Source organism: Heyndrickxia acidicola (genome assembly GCF_001636425.1).
In the GTDB taxonomy this organism is placed as follows: domain Bacteria; phylum Bacillota; class Bacilli; order Bacillales; family Bacillaceae_C; genus Bacillus_AE; species Bacillus_AE acidicola.
Window position 1 is genome coordinate 1,609,991 of sequence record NZ_KV440953.1, and the last position, 21,946, is coordinate 1,631,936.

The window sequence follows — 21,946 nt, forward strand, 5'->3', positions numbered from 1 at the left end:
TTCTAAAATTATGAAAAAAAAGGAGTGATTAAATATGGCTTATTTCAGAAAAATTCAAGCTAAAAATAAAAAAGGTTACACTTGGTCCTTCACACTTGATCTTGGTATTGATCCGGAAACAGGAAAAAGAAAACAAATTACAAGGAGGGGCTTTGATTCTAAAAAAGAAGCAGAATTAGCAGCTAATCAAATTACCCTTGATATTGAAAATAAATCGTTTGTGAATGAAAAAGATGTTCATTTTAAAGATTTAATTCAAGATTATCTTGAACTTATTGCAAAGCAATCAGTAAAGCCTTCGACATTTTATGGTTATACTACTGTAGTTAATAAACGACTTATTCCTAAGTTTGGACACATCAAGGTAAAAAAAATAAACCCTAAACTTATTAGTTCATATTATAATGACCTCTTGAAAGAAGGTCTTACAGAAGAATATATTCAATATATACATGCAATCCTCAAAACGGCTTCACAGACAGCAGTTGATTGGAAATACATAAAAAATGATTTTATGAGTAATGTTAAAGCACCTCGCCGGAAGAAAAACGAAGTGGAAACTTGGTCAATTGAGGAATGTATTAAATTTCTTAAACGAATGAAAGAGCAGCAAGATCATATTTTTATTCTCTATTATTTAGCAATCTATACAGGGATGAGACGAGGTGAATTACTTGGATTAAAATGGGGGGCTATTGATTTTGATAAAAGAAGAATACACATAACCCATTCATTATACTATATTGCTGGACAGGGTCTTGTTTTACAAGATCCCAAAACAGCCTCAGGAAAAAGGAATATTTCCATTACCGATGATGTAATCGCTGAACTCCAGGCATATAAAGTAAAAAAACAGGAGCAACTATTAAAAGTTGGATTGAAGTTAAATAAGGATCATTTTATTATTTCAGCGTTTGGAGGAGAACCTTTAAATCCCAATACAATCCACAAACAGTTTCTTTATGATATTAAACTTGCTGGCGTTAAAAGAATCAGATTTCACGATTTGCGACATACACACGCCACCATTATGTTAGAGATTGGAGAAAACTCAAAAGTCGTTTCTGAGCGACTAGGACATTCTAATGTTTCCATTACTTTAGATAAGTACAGTCATGTTTCTTCTAATTTACAAGATTCATCTGCTGAAAATTTTTCCTATGCACTTCAAAAAACTCGCAGTCAGCAATGAATGTGGTCAAATTGTGGTCAAATTGCTATAAAAACAAAGAAGAACCCTTATATATCAAGGATTCTTCTCATTTAAAAATTACATTACCCGTTTAAACATTTTCTCCATATCATAGGAGGAATAATGAACAATGATTGGCCGACCATGCGGACAGGTAAATGGATCGGACGACTGTCTTAATTGGTCAAGCAGGGATTGGATTTCGTCATTTCTCAGGTGCCTGTTGGCTTTAATAGAGCCTTTGCAGCTCATCATAATGGCCGCTTCCTCCCTAAGCCTTTTAATATCTACCTTTTTCATTGTAAGTACTTGTTCGATCATTTCTTCTATGACCTGCTCTTCCTCTCCTTTTGGAAACCAAGATGGGTGTGAACGGGTAATAAAGCTATTATGACCAAAGGATTCCAGGTAAACGCCGACTTCTTCTAATGCAGAAAGATTTTCCTGAATTTTAATATACTCATCTGTTGAAAACTCCAGTGTGATAGGAACCAAAAGATCCTGAAGTTCCCTCTCTACACGTCCAACCTTTTCACGAAAGTATTCATATTTAATTCTTTCCTGGGCAGCATGCTGGTCTATGATATAAAGACCTTTCTCATTTTGGGCAAATATATATGTTCCATGCATTTGGCCAATTGGATACATTGGAGGTATCCGAGAAGCTGCTGATTCTTCCACTTTCTCGTCTTCCATTTCTGCTTCTCTTTCATCCTCGTTTATTTCAAAAATAACATCTTCCGCAACAGGCAAGCGGCGATCTTCAGTTGGATGGTTATCATGCTCTTCAGCCTTTTCCTCGATTGAAATAGAAGGAAGATTGTTAATCGGCAGCTCTGAAGATGGGACTTCTGCTATCGTAAATCCTTTATTGAACTGTTCTTTAAAAAGCGGATGTGCTGCTTCAGGTTTTTTTTCCAGCCGTGGTACTTCCTCAACCGGTAAATGGTCTAACTCCATAACGGTTTGTTCCGGCTTTATCCAATCCTTTTTGATGGCCGAGTAGCCCGACGGAATTAGATCGCGGGACTTAAAGGCGTTTTTGACCGTTTCTGCCACCAGCTGATTCAATTCCTGTTCTTTGCTTAGCCTGACCTCCATTTTAGATGGATGTACATTTACATCTACTAGAATCGGATCCATTTCAACGGCTAATAGAACAATTGGATACCTGCCAATAGGCAGCAATGTATGATAACCCTCCTGGATGGCTTTAACAAGAGAATAATTTTTAATAAATCTTCCGTTAATCATAGTCGAGATGTAATTTCTTGATGCCCTTGTCACCTCGGGCATTGAGATATATCCTGAAATTTTAAAGTCCAGAGAAGACACAGAAACCGGAATCATCTTTTTAGCAATATTCATTCCATAAATAGCCGCCAATACCTGGCGCACATCCCCATTGCCATTTGTTTGCAGAAGCATGCGGTCATAATGGCGGAGCCGTATAGAAACCTCTGGATGGGCAAGCGCCAGGCGATTTACAACATCCGTAATATTACCGAGTTCAGTATGAAGTGTTTTCATATATTTTAAGCGGGCTGGCGTATTAAAAAATAAATCTGAAACAGTAATATCACTGCCTTTTCGTGCAGAAGCCTTTTCATTTTCCAGTACCTTTCCGCCTTCAATCACTACGCGGCTGCCTGCTCCATCGCCGGTTGAAGTGACAAGCTCCAAATTAGAAACAGATGCAATACTTGGAAGCGCCTCTCCGCGAAACCCTAGGGTTCGAATGCGAAATAAATCATTTTCGTCCTTAATTTTACTTGTAGCGTGCCTGTGAAACGCAAGCAAAACGTCATCCTCTTCTATTCCAGTGCCATTATCAATGATACGGATCTTTGAAAGCCCCGCATCTTCTATATCAATTTCTACCACTGTGCTTTTTGCATCGATCGCATTCTCCACAAGCTCTTTCACCACAGAAGCAGGCCTTTCCACTACTTCACCTGCTGCAATTTTATTGGAGAGAATATCATCGAGCTGGATAATCTTCCCCATGATTTCCACCGCCTATCCTTTCAGCTTTTTTTGAAGCTCATACAGGACATTCATTGCCTGTAATGGATTCATTTCAAGAAGTTCAATAGATTTAAGTTCTTCTACTATTTTTCGTTCCTTTGAGGTTAGTTCTTTCTTCGTCTTTTTAGGCTCATCAAAAAGAGATAGCTGCTCAAGAGGGCCTGCTTCCCTAATCTCTGGAACAGGTCTTACATTTAATTCTGCTTTTGGCTGATCCATATTTTCAAGTGTGAGCAGAATTTCATTCGCACGCTGAATAAGTTTAGGCGGAAGTTCGGCCAGCTGTGCTACATGGATTCCATAGCTTTTATCAGCAGGACCTTGCTTAATTTTATGCAGGAATACTACTTTCCCATTTTGTTCAATGGCACTTACATGCACATTCCTTAGCTTTGGAAGTTCTTTTTCCAAAACAGTCAATTCGTGATAGTGCGTGGAAAATAGTGTTTTGGCTCCAATATATTGGTGAATATATTCAATAATTGCCTGGGCAAGAGCCATTCCATCATAGGTGGAGGTCCCCCGTCCAATTTCATCAAATAGGATTAAACTCTGTTCTGTTGCATGGGTAATGGCATTCTTTGCCTCAAGCATTTCCACCATAAAGGTGCTTTGTCCCGAAATTAGGTCGTCTGCTGCACCAATTCTCGTAAAAATTTGATCAAATATTGGAAGAACTGCTTCACTGGCAGGAACATAGCAGCCAATTTGCGCTAAAATGGCCGTTAATGCAATTTGGCGCATATACGTACTTTTCCCTGACATATTGGGACCCGTAATTAATAACTGCTCCCTTTCTGAATCCATTTCACAATCGTTTGGTACATATTCCTGTGCGTTCATTACTTTTTCTACTACAGGGTGCCGTCCATCCCTGATGATCATTTTGCGTTTATGATTAAATACAGGCTTTACATAATGCCTTTTTTCACTAACGGTTGCAAAGCATTGAAGAACATCTAATTCACTAATCACTTTGGCCAGGCTTTGAAGTCTTGGGATATATTCCTTTACTGTTTCTCTTACTTGTTTGAAGAGCTCGTATTCCAAGTCCACGCTTTTTTCTTCAGCCTCCAGAATTAAAGCTTCCGTTTCCTTCAGCTCCGGTGTAATAAATCTTTCTGCATTTGCCAGAGTCTGTTTTCTTTCATATCTGCCCTCTTCCAAATGCTGCAAATTGGATTTTGTCACTTCTATGAAATAACCAAAAATCCGGTTATAACCTATTTTTAGCGACTTAATCCCCGTACGGCTTCGCTCTTCCTGTTCCAGCTGTGCCAGCCATTTCTTTCCGTTTCTGCTGGCATCCCTGTAACGGTCGAGATCTTCATTGAAGCCATCCTGAATAATGCCGCCTTCTTTTACTGAGATAGGCGGGTTTTCGATCAGAGAGCGTTCCAGTAAATCCTGCAATTCTTCACATGGATCGAGGGTTGCAGTCAGCTCCTCTAATGAACCCTTCCCAATTGATTCCATAATACTTTTAAGAACTGGAACCTGCTGCAGAGAGTATTTTAATTGAATTAAATCACGGGCATTTACATTTCCAAACGCAACGCGTCCCGCTAACCGCTCGAGGTCATATACTTCTTTTAAATGGTCTCTCAGGTCCTCCCTTTCAAAATAGTTGGCAAGGAAAGCATCTACATGGGTTTGTCGCAGCAGAATGCCATCCATACTCAAGAGAGGACGGTCAATCCATTGTTTTAGCATTCTTCCTCCCATTGCCGTTTTTGTTTCATCCAGCAGCCAAAGCAAGGAACCCTTTTTTCCTTTTGAGCGGATGGTTTCTGTTAATTCAAGATTGCGTTTCGAATAGTAGTCCATCTTCATAAACTGATGGAGCATATAGGCTGATACCTTCTGAAGATGATCTAAACTGCGTTTTTGTGTTCTGTTTAAATAATTTAAAAGTCTATTAACTGCCGCATGATGCCTTTTGTCCTGCAGGGAGGTAAGCAAAGGGGCATATTCCTGTTTTAGGGAAGTATCCTCTTCAATCGAAAAGGTTAAAGTGGACCTCTCTGAAAGCTTTAGTTTAAAATCCTCACTAAAGTCAGAGTGAACGACCACTTCCCTTGCCCCTATAGTGATAATTTCATTAACAACCGTCTCAAATCGATCTTCGATTATGGTAACTCGATTCTCACCAGTAGATAAGTCAGCATAAGCCAGTCCAAAACAATTATCTTCAAAGACAGTAAGAGAGGCAATAAAGTTGTTTTCCTTATCAGTTAAGCCTTTTCCCTCCATCATTGTCCCAGGCGTAATCAACTGAACGACTTCCCTTTTTATAACCCCTTTTGCCTGTTTAGGATCTTCTGTCTGTTCGCAAATAGCTACTTTATATCCTTTACCTACAAGAATATCAATATAGCCCGGGGCAGAATGATAAGGTACTCCGCACATCGGAATTCGCTCTTCGGAACCGCCATCCCTGCTTGTAAGAGTAATCTCCAGCTCCTGGGATGCATTAATTGCATCCTCAAAAAACATTTCATAGAAATCTCCCAATCTAAAAAATAAAAAGGCATCCGGATACTCAGCCTTTACTTTTAAATATTGTTGAATCATTGGAGTGTATTGACCCATAATGAACACCAAAACCCTTTCCGTTCAAATCTCAATAAATCTTATTATACCATATTCCTCTTTGGCCCTACATTTTTTAAACTATATGAAAATGGCGTTCTTACTGTAAATAAGGCTTTATTAAGGGACTCTGTTGATTTTTTGTTCATTTAACAGTAAAGAAAGGAAAGGTTTCCTTTCTTTACTGCAACCTTAAAGCGAGGGGAATAACTCAAGTCCGTTTTATACGAATGTAAGGAAGTCATTTGGGATAGCTGAATCCGGTATACAAATTGATGCAGAAATCTTGCACATACCGTCATCGTAAAAGGGCATGAGCGGCTTTATTTGAACAGTATACAACATACGTATTATCCATTGTACGTATAGGAACAATCAATGCAGAAACAGTCATAAAAAAAAGACGTATGCTGACCATACATCTTTTTTGACTGCCATTCATGTGCAACTGCTGCATTACTCCAGAGAGACTATCTAAATGATTTCTCATCCCTGCCCTTACTTATTCAAAAACTCCAGGAATTCAAGCCTGTTTCCAAAAGGATCAGAAACATGAATTCTAATTCTTCCTTGTATAGGAGGCTCTTCTTTTATTGGGATATGGTGTTCCTCAAGAGTCTGTTTAAGAGAAAGCAAATTATGAACAAGCAAACCCGGATGAGCTTTTTTAGCCGGCGAGAATTCCTCTTCAATTCCGACATGAATTTCCTGGTCCCCGCATTGAAACCAGCAGCCTCCCCTTGCTCTTAAATTTTCCGGTTTAGGCAATTCCTTCAGTCCTAAAATACCGCTGTAAAATCTTTTTGCTTCCTCTTCACATCCTTTTGGTCCTGCCACTTGAATATGATCTATACCTGTAAAAGAAAATGTCATAAGGAATCCTCCCGCCTATTATAGATTAAGAATCTTCTTTATGTAATTCTATCAGTTTAAGAGTTGCCTCTTGTTCATCAAATGTACTGTACCATCGATCCTGTTCATTATCCACAATTCTAAAATGCTGGCTTATCATATTTTGCTGCAATGAAAAATTCCCCAATGTCTTCAGTTCCTTCCACCATACTTTTCCTCCATAGGTCTTGTTTTTAGGCCTGTATGGTTTTTCATAGGAAAGCATTTGTATAGTGTAAAGGGGGTCATCCCCCACTAACGATGTCAAAATTGAACTCTCAGAAAATAACGCACAGATGCCAATCGTATGTATCCATAAAACTTGTGTCTTTCCCTTTTCTATTTGAGTAAGCATCCTTTTAGACATTCCTAAAAGCTCTGCCATTTTATCAAGGGAAAGCTCATTTTCCAGTCTGATTTGCTTTAAATTAGCTGATATTCGTTCAAGTATCTCCTCTTTATCCATAAAAAAACACTGCCCTTATTTTCCTTTTTATATTTCCATTTTACAGTAAATTTAAAAAATGAAAAGGGTTTCCCGCCATTTATTTTTGAACCATACTATATATGTTGAATTTAAGGTTGTACTCTGATGATTGGAACGGAAGGCACGATACTCCTGCGGGACAAGCTGACAAAGGGAGGCCCCAAAGGAGCAATTTGCGCTTGGGAGACTCCCTGTCTGCCCCGTGGAAAGCGAGTGCCTGCAGCGGAAATCAATAGTTAATTTATAAGAAAAACCTATTTTCAATTTATATATATATATTAAAAAAAGACTGTAAAATAAAATAAACATTACCACAATCATTGAGACTGCGGCAATGTTCCAGTTTTGTTTATATGATATGCTTATTGAGCGGTATACTCTTATTCCTCTTCTGAACCGAACAGAACATCAGGATTTAATGCTTCAAATTCATCTTCTAAATCTTCTTCCCACTCATCCTCACAATCACATCCGTCTGGATGGATGACAACGCAAACCTTGGTTTCTCCTATTACCTCAACCAGAAATTCACGTTCCGTGTTTACAATCACCTTATTTCCGTTAGGGGAAATGACGGCTTCGATGCAATTAGGCTGCTGAAGCACACGTGCAACTACCTCTTTATCATCAAGGCAATCAGGATCACGGTAATGAAGCTTTACAACATCTGTGTATTCCACTTTTTCTGTAACAACCGATGTTTTCGTATTGTCATGATGGGAATACCAGACGTTAATATCATATGTTCCGCAAATCTCAACTTTCTTGTCAATTTTGCGTGCTTCATATTGATGATTAATGATCCAGCAACCTAATATGCTCGATGGATGATGCGGCGGGCAGATCGTATGATTGGACTGAGTAAATTTTCGTCCCTTCGCTACGACTGCTTTTGTAATAATCTCTCTGTATTCTGCCATTCGAGCGAACCCTCCTCATTTATTTTCAATTCATCCTATGCATGCCCATAGACTAGTGTGCCATGTTTTCAAGTTGTTTCTTTAATTTCAAAGCTTTCTTAGCATCTTTTTATGAGCCATGAAAACAAAGAAGGACAAGAATCATTCACGCCTAAAAGCTTTTGGGTTATTTCATTATATGTATGGACTAATGATATGTTCTGGGCTCTGTCACAAAGCTCTGGAAACCTATCATTTTCTGATTTCTTTGCTTTATCTCACCTGGAAATTTCCACATGACTTCAAGGGGTGCAACATTAAGGGTGTCTTATGGAGATTTTTTTGATTGCTCTAATAAGGGGGAAAGCTGAAGCACAAATGTTAAATAATGTTCTCAACAAGAAGAATAATTCAAAGGGAATAATAGCAAAAACTAAAAACTTTATCACTTTACTCCACTAAAGGGGTCAGACCCCTTTTACGCTTTAATATGCAAAAGCATTGATTTTTGCAACAAAAAACCCGGATTAAAAGTTTAATCCAGGTCTTCTTTCAATGGTGAGCAGAGAATTAATTGCAGCTTCCGGGAACCGAGTTTCTTACCTGCGAACCGGTTTCTCCGCGAAGTACATCTCCGCCTGTAGAAATAATAATTTCATCCGTTACGGTATTTGATATGGATGAAGCAACTATTTGCAATAAATCATTCACATCGACTTGTGATTGTTTAAATTCTCTTACGATTGGCAGTTCATCAAGCTCTTCTTCTAATTTTTCAATTTTGGCTTCCACCATTTTTAAGGCTTCTGTTTTTCCATAGTGTTGGAAATTAACAGCCTGTTTTTGAAGGCTTTTTATACTTGCAATCATTTCACGGACCTTCTGGTTCTCATTTATTTGAGCTTCGGCCCGTTTAAAGAAATCTACTTCATCTGTCTCTGCAATCATTCTTGCCACTTCCCGAGCTTTCTCGATAATTTGCTGCTTCGTATAGGTTGCCATTATTATTTCACCTCAGCCGCTTCTAATTCTTCCACCATTTCCCCATTTAATGACCATGTTTTCGCATCCGTAATTCTCACTTTTACAAGATGGCCAATAGCCGTTTTAGGTCCTTTAAAGTTTACTAATTTACTTTTTCTTGTATAGCCTGCAAGTACATCCGGATTATTTTTGCTTTCTCCTTCAACCAACACTTCAACAATTTGGCCTTTGTAGCTTTCAAGAGCCTTTTTGGAGTACTCATTAACCACATCATTTAACCGCTGCAATCTTTCTTTCTTCACGTTCATCGGCACATTGTCTTTCATTTTGGCTGCAGGTGTGCCTTCACGAGGAGAATAAATAAAGGTATAGGCTGCTTCAAAACCAACTTCTTTATATAAAGAGATGGTTTCTTCAAATTGTTCATCTGTTTCATTTGGGAAACCGACAATAATATCAGTAGTTAAAACAGCATCCGGAATCGCTGCTTTAATTTTACGTACCAATTCAAGGTAATGCTCCCTGGTGTATTTGCGGCCCATAATTTTCAGAATTTCACTTGATCCGGACTGTACTGGCAGGTGGATATGCTCAACCATGTTCCCTTTTTTAGCCAGAACTTCAATGAGGCGATCGTCAAAATCACGCGGATGACTGGTTGTGAAGCGAATTCTGGGAATATCAATTTTATGAAGATCATCCATTAAATCGCCCAGCCCATACTCAATATCCTCAAAATCTTTGCCATATGCGTTTACATTTTGACCTAAAAGGGTAATCTCCTGATAGCCATGTGCAGCTAACTGGCGCACTTCCTGTATAACGTCCTCAGGACGGCGGCTTCGCTCTTTACCGCGGGTATATGGAACAATGCAATAGGTACAGAACTTGTCACAGCCGTACATGATATTTACCCATGCTTTAATGTTGCCGCGGCGGACACGCGGAAGGTTTTCAATAACGTCTCCTTCTTTTGACCACACTTCAACAACCATTGCCTTAGACATGTAAGCCTCTTTTAAAATGTTTGGCAAACGATGGATATTATGTGTACCAAAAATCATATCTACATGCTGATGTTTCTCAAGAATCTTATTCACAACTGATTCTTCCTGAGACATACAGCCGCACACACCGATTAATAAATCAGGTCGTTCTAATTTTAAGGGCTTAAGATGGCCAATTTCTCCAAACACTTTATTTTCAGCATTTTCACGAATGGCACATGTATTCAACAGAATAACATTGGCATCTTCAACAGTATCTGTAGGCTCATAACCCAGCTGGATGAAAATACCTGCCATTACTTCTGTATCATGTTCATTCATTTGGCAGCCATAGGTGCGAATATAAAACTTTCGTCCCTCGCCCATGCCTTTAAATTCTTCATCAATATGGAAATCATTGTGGTATTTTACTTCTTCTTTTCCGCGCTTTCTAGCTTCTTTCAGATTCGGCGGGGTATATACAGATTGAAAGTATTTACTGTAATCCTTTTCGGATTTTTTGTCCGCTGGATTAATCGTATTTACTTGTTGTCCTTCTAAGCGCTGCTTTTCGTTCATATAAATCTCCTTTCACTTCTATATCCTGCTTATCATAGCACCATACGGATGCTATAATCATTATGTTAGATCTTGTCCATCGTTAATATCTTAACATGGGGCACTTAAAAAAATCAGGATAATGCATTACTTAAGTATAAATCCTTTCATTTTTGAAAACAATAGCCCTCACTTATTTTAAACTATCGATGATAACCCCCTTCCAATTCACTCTCCTTCATAACAAAGTCTCTGTTATAATTCTATATTGAAAACTGCTCGTTTTTAGCTCATTCATGTGAAACTACCGTTTCACATGAATGAGCTAAAAAACAACAAAGTTCTTTAACAACGCCTAACAATAAGAAAAACCTACTCGCTAAAGCAAATAGGTTGGATAAAAAAGGTTTTATAAATATATTTCATCATTTCCTCTTTTCACAGGTAAGAAATGTATTCTGGTCCCGTGACTACAACAGCCTTCTTGTATTAATAGAATGGCACAATGGAAAGTTATTATAATCTTTACTCCACCCCTTATACAGTCACTAACGCGGCTCTACAATTAATTTAATGGCTGTCCGCTCTTCTCCATCAATCTGAATATCTGTAAAAGCTGGAATACAAATTAGATCAACACCGCTGGGGGCAACAAATCCTCTTGCAATCGCTACCGCCTTTACAGCTTGATTTAAGGCTCCGGCACCGATTGCCTGAATTTCTGCTCCCCCTCTCTCACGAAGAACTCCGGCGAGTGCACCAGCTACAGAATTGGGATTAGATTTTGCTGAAACTTTTAATATTTCCATTCCTTCTCCTCCTTGTTATTCCCCATACCGAATGCCCATCAAGAGTGAACAATCCTGGTATAATCCTTCCATTGCTACTATATTCACTGAAAAATAAAACTATTCCAGCCTGTATCAAAAAAAGGGTAAAGGAGGTGGGAGTTATTTACTCCACTATAAAGGAATGGTCGTCATTTATTAATAATGTGTCAATTTTATTTGCTTTTCCAGATTTACGGTCAATCTCTATGATGCAGGCACTCAATTGTTTGCGGCCTGTTTTTGGAACTTCAAACCTGATCGGCAGTGATGTTATAAATCTTTTGATGACTGCTTCTCGGTCCATGCCTAATATGCCATCATAAGGTCCTGTCATTCCAACATCGGTCAGATAGGCTGTACCCTTTGGCAAAATTCTGTTATCAGCCGTTTGGACATGAGTATGGGTACCTATGACCGCACTTACTTTACCATCCAAATACCACCCCATTGCCTGTTTCTCACTGGTTGTCTCAGCATGGAAATCAACAAAAATAATATTGGTCCTTGCCTTTGCTTTTTTTATAAGCTCATCTGCTTTTTGAAATGGACAATCAAGCGCCTGCATAAAAGTTCTTCCCTGCAAATTGATAATCGCCGTTTCAATTCCTTCAGCTTTGATAAAAATCAGACCTGAACCAGGCGTTCCTTCTGGGAAATTGGCAGGTCTTGTCATGAATTTAGCATCATCTATAAATTCAAATATATCCTTATTATCCCATGTATGATTTCCTAAGGTAACTGCATTTGCACCCGTCTCAAGAAATTCCTTATAGATAGATTCTGTAATACCTCTGCCGCCAGCAGCATTTTCTCCATTAATAATCGTAGCCTGCGGCCGATATTTTGCCTTTAACTTAGGCAGATATTCTTTAATCATTTCGCGTCCAGGAGATCCAACTACATCTCCCACAAATAAAATTTTCATTAAAAAGCCCTTCCTATTTAAAAATTTCACTCTTATATTAAACCATTATATCACTTATTTCAGGTTCTTATCTCATTTAGGTTAATAATCCTCCATCAGCTGAAATAAGCGTGTGTTTCCGTCTGGAGAATTTATTTTGAGTGTATTCGCAAAAGGAAATCGCAAGCGGCTTGCTCATCGGCACAGAGATTTCGTACTCTTCAACTATGTAATAATAATTTTATACTTATCCTAAAATAAAAAAAGCGGTGTAAAAGTACACCGCTTACTTTGCGTATTCAACCGCTCTTGTTTCACGAATGACCGTGACTTTGATGTGGCCAGGATAATCAAGTTCACCTTCAATGCGTTTTCTGATATCGCGGGCCAATCTATGAGCTTCTAAATCATCAATCTGTTCTGGCTTTACCATTATGCGAACTTCACGTCCAGCTTGAATAGCAAAAGATTTTTCAACACCATCATAAGACTCGGAAATTTCTTCAAGCTTTTCAAGGCGGCGAATATAATTTTCAAGCGTTTCACTGCGTGCCCCCGGTCTAGCGGCAGATAAAGCATCTGCTGCTGCCACCAATACAGCAATGATAGATGTTGGTTCAGTATCACCATGGTGAGAAGCTATACTGTTAATCACAACTGGATGTTCTTTATATTTAGTAGCCAGTTCCACGCCAATTTCAACATGGCTGCCTTCCACTTCATGGTCAATTGCTTTACCTATATCATGCAGCAAGCCTGCACGTCTAGCAAGTCTTTCATCTTCTCCAAGTTCTGCCGCAAGCAATCCAGTAAGATATGCAACTTCCATAGAATGCTTCAAGACATTTTGTCCATAGCTTGTACGGAATTTTAAACGGCCAAGTATTTTGATTAAGTCTGGATGTAGTCCATGTACACCCACTTCAAATGTGGTCTGCTCTCCAATTTCACGGATGTATTCATCCACTTCCCGTCTGGACTTTTCAACCATTTCTTCAATGCGTGCCGGATGGATACGGCCGTCCTGAACCAATTTTTCCAATGCTATTCTTGCAGTCTCTCTTCGAATCGGATCAAAGCCTGAAAGGATAACAGCTTCCGGCGTATCATCAATAATAAGATCAATACCGGTTAATGTTTCTAAAGTACGAATATTACGACCTTCGCGTCCGATAATACGGCCCTTCATTTCATCGTTCGGCAAATTCACAACAGAAACTGTCGTTTCCGCAACGTGCTCTGCAGCACATCGTTGAATAGCTAATGACAAAAGGTTCTTGGCTTTCTTATCCGCTTCTTCTTTTGCACGAATCTCACTCTCTTTAATCATGATAGCCGTTTCATGCGTAAGTTCATTTTCCACTTTTTGAAGAATGATCGCTTTTGCTTCTTCACGGGACAGACTCGAGATACGTTCTAGTTCTGTCTTTTGTTTCTGTACGATCTCGTCCAATTTGCTTTCCATCTCTTCAATATGTTGTTGTCGTTGATTCAGAGAATCTTCTCTCTTTTCAAGCGTAAATTCACGCTTGTCCAAAGATTCGTCCTTGCGGTCAAGATTCTCTTCTTTTTGCAATAAGCGATTTTCTTGCTTCTGTAATTCATTTCTTCGTTCACGAAGTTCATGTTCAGTCTCAGTACGAAGTTTATGATTTTCATCTTTCGCTTCTAACAGGGCTTCTTTCTTTAATGCTTCTGCCTCCCGCTTTGCTTCTTCAAGGATTTGTTCAGCAGCATTTCTGGCCCCCGCTATTTTTGCTTCTGCAATTGTTTTTCGATAAATATAGCCAACAACTCCACCGACGATTAGGGCAAGCAATATGGAGATGATCAAATATACAGCTACCATCATTTCACCTCCCCTTGCTATTAACTTGTATCATGTCTAAAAACATGTCGGCTGTTACATTGTTACACAGGTTTCAACATACAGCACTAGGCTAAGAAATTTTTCATATTTTTAAAAATAAAATTATACAATTTAATTTTATCGACCCATATATTTATTGTCAAGAAATAATCATTATAGGATTAACATAATCTGTAAAGAAGCATAAGCTCATATTCTATTGTCGCCAACATTGAATACATTAAAACATTTGGTATTCAATCATTTTTTAAATTCTTCTTTAGACCAATTAAACCCAATAGCAATAAAGCTTATCAAAAAGGCCAAAAAAAGAGAGCAAAGCCATATAAGCTCTACTCTCAGCCTTTACGTTGTTTATTCTAAATGAAATTCCTCTTGCCCTTCATCTTCCGGAGCAATTTTTTCTTCGTCCAGCCCGAAATAATCGCGCACCTTTAGCATAATTTCATTGCGAAGATCCCGATTTTCTTTTAAGAATAATTTTGCATTTTCACGGCCTTGCCCCAATCTTTCATCATTATAAGAATACCAGGAGCCGCTCTTTTGAATAATATCAATCTCAGAAGCCATATCAATAAGCTCACCTTCTTTTGAAATACCTTCTCCGTACATAATATCCACTTCAGCTACACGGAAAGGAGGCGCAACTTTATTTTTGACCACTTTGATTTTTGTTTTATTACCTACAATATCATTTCCTTGCTTTAATTGTTCAGCACGGCGCACTTCCAAACGAACAGAAGAATAGAATTTAAGCGCACGTCCACCCGGAGTTGTTTCCGGATTTCCAAACATAACCCCAACCTTTTCCCTGATCTGGTTGATGAAAATGGCAATGGTTTTTGATTTATTAATTGCACCTGAAAGCTTACGTAATGCCTGCGACATTAAGCGAGCCTGAAGGCCGACATGGGAGTCTCCCATTTCCCCTTCAATTTCCGCCTTAGGCACAAGGGCAGCAACAGAGTCAATGACAATAATATCAATTGCCCCGCTGCGCACCAATGCTTCTGCAATTTCTAAAGCCTGCTCACCCGTATCCGGCTGTGATAAAAGCAATTCATCAATATTTACGCCAAGTTTTTGGGAGTAAACAGGATCTAATGCATGCTCGGCATCAATAAACGCGGCTTGTCCGCCTTTCGCCTGAACTTCCGCAATGGCATGAAGTGCTACAGTTGTTTTACCAGAGCTTTCAGGTCCGTATATTTCAATTACACGGCCCCGCGGGTAACCGCCAACTCCTAAAGCAACATCCAGTGCTAAAGATCCACTTGGTATCGTTGATATTTTACGGTCGGTCTGTTCACCCAACTTCATAATAGAGCCTTTGCCAAATTGTTTTTCTATTTGTTTAAGAGCCATATCTAAGGCTGCTTGACGATCATTCACAATATTTCCTCCCTTTATTCTTCTCTATTCTATCAATATGCTAAAGCAATAGTTGTTAACTAATAATATCTCCCAGCCATTCACATTAAATCTACTGTAATACCTAATTTACAGCTTTTCGTGCAAGGGATAATTTCTATTTTTACTATACCCGTTTTTTTGTCATTTGCCAAGTAAAAAATCGAACATTTATTCGTTTTTTTCGCAGGTGAAATCTATTGGAAAATCATCTTTTTTAATCGGCTAAAATATTAAAATAGCCTAATACTCATTGACTATAATAGAAAATCATCTTATTTTCTGACTATATTTCTCAAAGAGTGTTTTCGCAAATAATATAGCGCAGTGATGAAAATACTATTTTGTATTTGGACCGCATCGAGGTTTCTGTACGTATCCATTTCAAAATTTCATTACTGAACCTACTATATTTATCATATTTTAAGTCAATTAGAAGCTAGTTTATGAAAAAAGATTCAAAAGGCTGTGCAGAAAGCTTTTCACCTCTTGAATCCGATAGAGTTTTTAATCATTTGTTTTTAACTCAGCAAGCAGTAAATTTATGCCGTTCTTCACCGTCCGCACCCGATTATTATTCCGATTGCCAGCCAGCTTCAGCTCAGTAGTTTTTGTCTCTTTTCCTTTTATTGAAATCCCAATCCAGACGGTTCCCGACGGATGCCCTTCCAAGGTGTCCGGGCCTGCAACACCTGTAAAACTAATCCCAATATCTGTATCTAAAAGCGTCCGTATATTTTCAGCCAATTCACTTGCACATTCTTTGCTGACAGCGCCGAAAGTATCGAGCGTATCCTTTTTCACATTCACCAGCTTCATTTTAGCCTCATTGGAATAACAGACAATTCCACCTTTCAGCATCTTGCTCACGCCTGTAACAGATGCCATTTCTGACTGAAACAGACCCGCCGTTAAACTCTCCGCACAGGATATGGTAAAGCTTTTCTTCTCAAGTGCTTTCAATAATTCCCTAATAAGGGAAGTCTCATTATATCCATAAAAATATTTCCCAACCCGCGACAGTATCCTTTTCTCCATCTCATCGATCATTCGCTCTGCTTCATCACTGGAATGATGCTTAGCGGTAATTCGCAATGTTACCTCTCCATTGCCTGCATAAGGGGCAACCGTAGGATTTGTCTGCTGGTCTATAATGCTTTCTATTTCTGTCTCAAGCTGCGACTCTCCTATTCCAAAAAAACGCAGAACTCTCGATTCTATCTTTTCAACGATTTCCAGTTTTTCTTTAATAGCAGGTATTCCATAGTTTAAAAACATCGGCTCCATTTCAAAAGGAGGACCGGGCAAGAGCATATAAGAGAGGCTGCCTTGCGATAAAAACATTCCAGGGGCCATTCCGAAATCATTAGGAAGAACCGTTGAACCCTCAATAACGAGCGCCTGCTTTTTATTATTTTCCGTCATTATCCGATTGGTTCTCGAAAAATATTGTTCAATCGATGCCATCGCTTTCTCATCTGTCACAAGGACTTTTCCAATATGGCTTCCAATGGTCTCTTTTGTCAGGTCGTCCTTGGTTGGTCCAAGTCCTCCTGTAAAAATGATTAAATCAGCCCGTTTTTCTGCAATTTGAATACTGTCTTTCAAGCGTTCAGGATTGTCTCCCACTACTGTCTGGTAATAGACATTAACCCCGATTTCTGCAAGTGCTTTAGAAATAAATTTAGCATTTGTATTTGTTATTTGCCCGAGCAAAAGCTCAGAGCCCACTGCAATAATTTCGGCATTCATTTTGCTTTTCCCCTTTCTATAATAGCCGGGTGTTATTTAGAATTTTTAAAGACGTGGCGGTTTTTATAAAAATAATCCCATCCTGACCAAATCGTAAAAATCATAGATACCCATAATGCAACTAGATCAAACCGGAACGAAACAGCCTGAAAAGGGAAGTTATGCAATAACATTAGGGATATGGCAATTATTTGAGTCCAGGTTTTAATTTTCCCAGGCATTTTTGCCGCAACAACTTCTCCCTCTCCTGCTAGAATTGCTCTTAATCCTGTAATCGCCAATTCACGGCTGATAATAATAATTACAATCCAGGAAGGTGCATATCCCAATTCCACAAGAATAATAAAGGCAGCAGAAACTAAAAGCTTATCAGCAAGGGGGTCTAAGAACTTCCCTAAATTAGTGACCAGATTCAATTTGCGGGCATAGTAACCATCGATCCAGTCCGTAACGGAAGCAATGATAAAAATAATTGCACCAATAAAATGCGTTACTGGTATATGTGTAGTGAATAAAATGATCGTTCCCCAATGAAAAGGCACAATCATAATAATTAAAAAAATAGGTATTAAACAAACACGTGAAACGGTAATTTTATTAGGTAAATTCACAAGGCTTTCCTCCAAGGTTACAAATATTGTATACGTCGATTCTCATTAGAATGGCAGCCCCTTAACAGACTTAATTCATCATCATAGAGCTAAAAGAAAAATAGCCATCATTTAGATGACTATTAAGTTGTGGAAGGTTCAAATTGAATTGTTAAAGTCTGATTTACACTTTTGGAAGGAGGTATGTCATATTTCAACTTCTGGCCATTAATATAGACCTCAGTCTCCGTTGTTCTTCCAATTGTTAAAACAGCTTCTGTTTCTTTTGAAAAATCCACTGACTGGCTTTTGCCGTTCGAAAGCATACCTTGGAAATAGGAATACCCTTTTCCGTTTTTCATGTTTACCCATGTCTGTCCTGTAGACTTAAGTGTAACTTTAAAATCCTTTGTTCCTTTTAGTTTATATGTTGTAGTATTCACTCCGCTTGTCCCAGAAACCGATAAATTCTGAGCTGAAGGAGCAGGCTGCTTAGATTTTCCAGAGTTCGTACTTTTCGGTTTCGATGAAGTAGTGCTTCCTGATGAAACAGATTTATTTGCAGACTGAGTTGCTTTACCCGTCTCCTGAAGCTTCATTTGCTGCTGAGTATTGTTTTGCCCCAGTTTTTCTACATGATTTGAACTTACTTTTGTCACAACATACCATATCAAAAAGAACGCTGCAATGATACAAACTACAATAAATATAGTTGGGGCAAAGTTAAATGCTTTAGATGTATTATTGGATACTGATTTTCTGCTTTGCACACGAGAAATAGAGATCATTTGATCCGGAAGATCCTCATTATAGGCTACCGGTATATCAGATTTATACTCCTCAAAAAGCTGTTCAGGATCAAGACCTATCGTTTCTGCATATTGCTTAATAAAGGCCCTGACATAAAATTTACCGGGCATCATACCATAATTTCCTTCTTCAATTCCTATTAAATATCTCTTTTGGATTTTCGTCATCCTTTGGAGATCATCAAGACTAAGCCCTTTAGCCTCTCTTGCCTCTTTCAGCCGAGCTCCTAATTCACTCAAATTAAAACACCGCCAATCTAATAATCAAATCCCCCGAATCCTTCTTCAGAAAAAAAGGGATCCTTTTGTATTACCTCATATGTAATTTCCTGGTTTGGGTTATCCCGAAGTTCAATAATATAGTCGAAATCCTCCAAAGAATACTCTGAATTTTCAACGAAAATATCAGGGTGTTCAATCACTTTTGCAGCAGGTATTCTCATTATTTCGCGTATCAGCTGCCAGTGTTTCTCATTTGCCCTTCTTGAAGATACAACTCCATCAATTATAAAGAGGTTATCTTCACTATATTCATCGTCAATTAACTGATTTCGAATGGTTTGCTTTAATAACGTAGAAGAAACAAACAGCCATTTTTTGTTTGCACAAACACTTGCTGCAACAATCGATTCTGTTTTTCCTACCCGCGGCATCCCCCGGATCCCGATAAGCTTATGCCCTTCCTGTTTAAATATTTCTGCCATAAAATCAACAAGAATTCCCAATTCATCCCGGACAAATCGGAAGGTTTTCTTATCATCTTGATCACGTTGAATATATCTTCCATGCCGCACGGCTAATTTATCTCTTAATTTTGGCTCGCGAATTTTTGTTACTTTTATCGTTTCCATCGTTTGCAGAATTGATTCCAGTCTGGCAATCTGCTCTTCACTCTTTACCAGAAGCAATAATCCCCTTTTATTGTCTTCCACACCATTAATGCTAATGATATTGATCGAAAGCATACCTAATAAAGAAGATATATCCCCTAAGAGACCTGGACGGTTTATTTGAATTTCATATTCTAAATACCACTCTTTACGATCCATATAAACCCTCCAATTTTCAAAACTTTTTTTAAGCATCTAGATTATATAATAAATGATTTTCAAAAAAGATGAAAGGGAAAACCATCTCATATATGCTTTTCTTCGTGCGTTTTCGTCAAAGTTCTTTAATTGGCAAATTTTCACCTCATAAATGTGCAAGCGCCTTGCTCATTGGCGAATAGATTTAATTTCAATGGTCAACTGACAAGATGAACAGCACCAGACAATAAGAAGGGTGTTTTGAGTATCCAGTGATTTTAATTAGCATTAAACAAATGCATTAACAATGCCTCGACAAAAGCAACAAAAATTAGAGCCATTATAACAACCAATATAACCGGTTTCCTAAACATAGAAAAAGAGGCTGTTCCATATGGTGCAATGATGCCAAGTGACCTTGTCTACAGCAACTTTTTTTTGCTTGTTGGTTTCCACTGCAAGTATTTCTTTTGGCTTAGATTAACTTTTAGTTCAAATCAGCTTTTGGAATGAACTCAGACATTCATTGCACTCTGCCAGCAAGATGACTTGGGCACTTCCCATGTCTATTTTAAATCCAATTGTTGATCTCAATCCAAAGTTGATTGAAGTGGAAGGTACGAGACTCGTGCGGGATCAGCGGGCCAGAGGAAGACCCGCAGGAGTCTTTTGCCTTCCACTCTAATCAACGTTGAATTCAAACGATCTTCGGGTAATACTAGATATGCTCAGCGCAATTCGACCTGCCTGTTCTTTCTGCTTAGCTGATAGACACCATGCTATTATTCGCATCAATTTTTCTTTTCCCGCTTTTTCTGTCCAAAAAAAAGAGGTGACTCAAAAGGCCGCTTATAACCGCCTTTTGAGTCATCCTCTTGTTTAAACAGTTCAATTAATGAGTACCATTATTTTTTACAAGCTTCACCATCATGCTGGCAATTGCTTGTTGTTCATCAGGAGATGCAACGGACCAAAGATCCGCTAGAACACGCTCTTGTTCGTTCTTTGGATCCACCTGTCCAGCAAGATAGTCACCAACTTGTTTAGCAAGACCGTTAATGGTTTCTTCCTCTACACCTTCTGATTGCGCTTGATTTAAGCGGTCACCCAAGAAGTTTTTCCATTGATCCCAGTTCTCTAAAACAGACATGTATTTTGACCTCCTTCATTTTTGTTCGATAATATTTTGCTTCAGAAGGAATGTCCTTATACATTAAAAATAAAATAAAAAAATGAAGCCCTGCCAAATCCTCTTACGTATACCAGCCGCCATTTACTCCAATGACCTGACCGGTAATATAGGAGGAATCATCAGATAAAAGAAAGGTGATGGCCCCTGCGATTTCTGAAGGATCTGCTAGTCGTCCCAGCGGAATATCCTCTTGTAAATCAATTAATTCCTGCTCAGTAAACGAATCAAGCATAGCTGTCCGTACACTACCCGGTGCAATGGCATTTACCAGAACCCCATTTCTCGCTACTTCTTTGCTGAGCGCTTTGACAAACGAAATTTGCGCCCCCTTTGCCGCAGAATAGGCCACTTCACAGGAAGCACCAGTTTGGCCCCATATGGAACTGACCAATAGAACACGGGAGGAATGGTTTCTCATTAATTTAGGCATCAGCTTTTGTACAATGACCATTGGAGCTTTTACATGCAGGAGATAGAGTTCATCCATAATTTCTTCACTTGTTTCTTCAAATAAGCCATAATGTGAAGTTCCGCTTATATAACAAACAGCATCAATTTGAAAGATACTTTCAAGTAAAACCTGAATGCCCGCTTTTGTTGTTAAATCGGCACAAATGGGTATAAGATCAAGATTGTATGCGTTTAATTCTCTAAGCAGGTTTTCCATTTCAGTTTTATTTTGATGATAATGAAGATAAAGATTCCATCCTTTTTTCGCCAAATTTACAGCGGCAGCTCTGCCAATCCCTCCGCTGGCTCCAGTTATAAGTGCAAATTTTTTCACCATTGATCTCCTATCCAATCTTGTTTTAAACATATACGTTCCTATTACTTGGTTCGGCATATTTTACAGCGAAAAAGGAAACAAACGCAAACACTTTTGCAGAATGTTTCCTTTTTCAGTCAGTACATAAAAGTAGTTTCGCACATTTCATACTATGAAA

General features: G+C 38.6%; 19 protein-coding genes. 2 read left to right on the top strand and 17 right to left on the bottom strand.

Annotated features, from left to right (window positions below; genetic code table 11):
* Positions 1-34 precede the first annotated feature (34 nt).
* Positions 35-1,192: a site-specific integrase gene (locus tag A5N88_RS07580; RefSeq protein ID WP_066264544.1), complete on the top strand. Its 1,158-nt coding sequence runs from the start codon at positions 35-37 to the stop codon at positions 1,190-1,192.
* Positions 1,193-1,270: 78 nt separating this feature from the next.
* Here A5N88_RS07580 and mutL read toward each other — a convergent pair whose 3' ends face one another.
* The 4 genes from mutL to A5N88_RS07600 all read right to left on the bottom strand — a co-directional run bounded on the left by mutL (position 1,271) and on the right by A5N88_RS07600 (position 7,169).
* A complete protein-coding gene (gene mutL / locus A5N88_RS07585) occupies positions 1,271-3,199 on the bottom strand; it encodes a DNA mismatch repair endonuclease MutL (RefSeq protein WP_066264545.1) in 1,929 nt (642 codons plus the stop codon).
* Positions 3,200-3,211: 12 nt separating this feature from the next.
* Positions 3,212-5,812: a DNA mismatch repair protein MutS gene (gene mutS, locus A5N88_RS07590; RefSeq protein WP_066264546.1), complete on the bottom strand. Its 2,601-nt coding sequence runs from the start codon at positions 5,810-5,812 to the stop codon at positions 3,212-3,214.
* Positions 5,813-6,310: 498 nt separating this feature from the next.
* Positions 6,311-6,685, bottom strand: coding sequence for a VOC family protein (locus tag A5N88_RS07595; protein WP_066264548.1), 375 nt, complete (start codon positions 6,683-6,685; stop codon positions 6,311-6,313).
* A 25-nt stretch (positions 6,686-6,710) separates the two neighbouring features.
* The gene (locus A5N88_RS07600) at positions 6,711-7,169 is read right to left on the bottom strand and encodes a helix-turn-helix domain-containing protein (protein WP_066264550.1); all 459 of its coding nucleotides are present in this window, start codon (positions 7,167-7,169) and stop codon (positions 6,711-6,713) included.
* 126 nt (positions 7,170-7,295) lie between these two features.
* On the opposite strand from A5N88_RS07600, the gene A5N88_RS26095 reads away from it, so the two are divergent.
* Positions 7,296-7,430, top strand: a complete 135-nt coding sequence (locus tag A5N88_RS26095; protein WP_260525548.1) for a hypothetical protein — start codon at positions 7,296-7,298, stop codon at positions 7,428-7,430.
* A 140-nt stretch (positions 7,431-7,570) separates the two neighbouring features.
* On the opposite strand, the gene A5N88_RS07605 is transcribed toward A5N88_RS26095, so the two are convergent.
* The 13 genes from A5N88_RS07605 to ymfI all read right to left on the bottom strand — a co-directional run bounded on the left by A5N88_RS07605 (position 7,571) and on the right by ymfI (position 21,786).
* Complete coding sequence (locus tag A5N88_RS07605) at positions 7,571-8,110, bottom strand: outer spore coat protein CotE (RefSeq protein WP_066264551.1); 540 nt, start codon at positions 8,108-8,110, stop codon at positions 7,571-7,573.
* 549 nt (positions 8,111-8,659) lie between these two features.
* Positions 8,660-9,091: a YlbF/YmcA family competence regulator gene (locus A5N88_RS07610; RefSeq protein WP_066264553.1), complete on the bottom strand. Its 432-nt coding sequence runs from the start codon at positions 9,089-9,091 to the stop codon at positions 8,660-8,662.
* 2 nt (positions 9,092-9,093) lie between these two features.
* Positions 9,094-10,638: a tRNA (N6-isopentenyl adenosine(37)-C2)-methylthiotransferase MiaB gene (miaB, locus tag A5N88_RS07615; RefSeq protein ID WP_066264555.1), complete on the bottom strand. Its 1,545-nt coding sequence runs from the start codon at positions 10,636-10,638 to the stop codon at positions 9,094-9,096.
* A gap of 527 nt (positions 10,639-11,165) precedes the next feature.
* The gene (gene spoVS, locus A5N88_RS07620; protein ID WP_019391885.1) at positions 11,166-11,426 is read right to left on the bottom strand and encodes a stage V sporulation protein SpoVS; all 261 of its coding nucleotides are present in this window, start codon (positions 11,424-11,426) and stop codon (positions 11,166-11,168) included.
* A gap of 145 nt (positions 11,427-11,571) precedes the next feature.
* The gene (locus A5N88_RS07625; RefSeq protein ID WP_066264557.1) at positions 11,572-12,372 is read right to left on the bottom strand and encodes a TIGR00282 family metallophosphoesterase; all 801 of its coding nucleotides are present in this window, start codon (positions 12,370-12,372) and stop codon (positions 11,572-11,574) included.
* Between the two features lie 265 nt (positions 12,373-12,637).
* Positions 12,638-14,200, bottom strand: coding sequence for a ribonuclease Y (gene rny / locus A5N88_RS07630; RefSeq protein WP_066264558.1), 1,563 nt, complete (start codon positions 14,198-14,200; stop codon positions 12,638-12,640).
* 375 nt (positions 14,201-14,575) lie between these two features.
* A complete protein-coding gene (gene recA, locus A5N88_RS07635) occupies positions 14,576-15,613 on the bottom strand; it encodes a recombinase RecA (protein ID WP_066264560.1) in 1,038 nt (345 codons plus the stop codon).
* Positions 15,614-16,138: 525 nt separating this feature from the next.
* Positions 16,139-17,383, bottom strand: coding sequence for a competence/damage-inducible protein A (locus A5N88_RS07640; RefSeq protein WP_066264562.1), 1,245 nt, complete (start codon positions 17,381-17,383; stop codon positions 16,139-16,141).
* A 32-nt stretch (positions 17,384-17,415) separates the two neighbouring features.
* Positions 17,416-17,994 (bottom strand): CDP-diacylglycerol--glycerol-3-phosphate 3-phosphatidyltransferase, encoded by a 579-nt coding sequence (gene pgsA / locus A5N88_RS07645; protein WP_066264563.1) that lies wholly within the window; start codon positions 17,992-17,994, stop codon positions 17,416-17,418.
* 122 nt (positions 17,995-18,116) lie between these two features.
* Positions 18,117-19,022: a helix-turn-helix domain-containing protein gene (locus tag A5N88_RS07650; RefSeq protein ID WP_066264567.1), complete on the bottom strand. Its 906-nt coding sequence runs from the start codon at positions 19,020-19,022 to the stop codon at positions 18,117-18,119.
* A 17-nt stretch (positions 19,023-19,039) separates the two neighbouring features.
* A complete protein-coding gene (locus tag A5N88_RS07655; protein WP_066264568.1) occupies positions 19,040-19,831 on the bottom strand; it encodes a DUF3388 domain-containing protein in 792 nt (263 codons plus the stop codon).
* A gap of 871 nt (positions 19,832-20,702) precedes the next feature.
* On the bottom strand, positions 20,703-20,960 hold the full coding sequence (locus A5N88_RS07660) for a DUF3243 domain-containing protein (protein WP_066264570.1): 258 nt from the start codon (positions 20,958-20,960) through the stop codon (positions 20,703-20,705).
* A 103-nt stretch (positions 20,961-21,063) separates the two neighbouring features.
* The gene (gene ymfI / locus A5N88_RS07665) at positions 21,064-21,786 is read right to left on the bottom strand and encodes an elongation factor P 5-aminopentanone reductase (RefSeq protein WP_066264571.1); all 723 of its coding nucleotides are present in this window, start codon (positions 21,784-21,786) and stop codon (positions 21,064-21,066) included.
* Positions 21,787-21,946 lie beyond the last annotated feature (160 nt).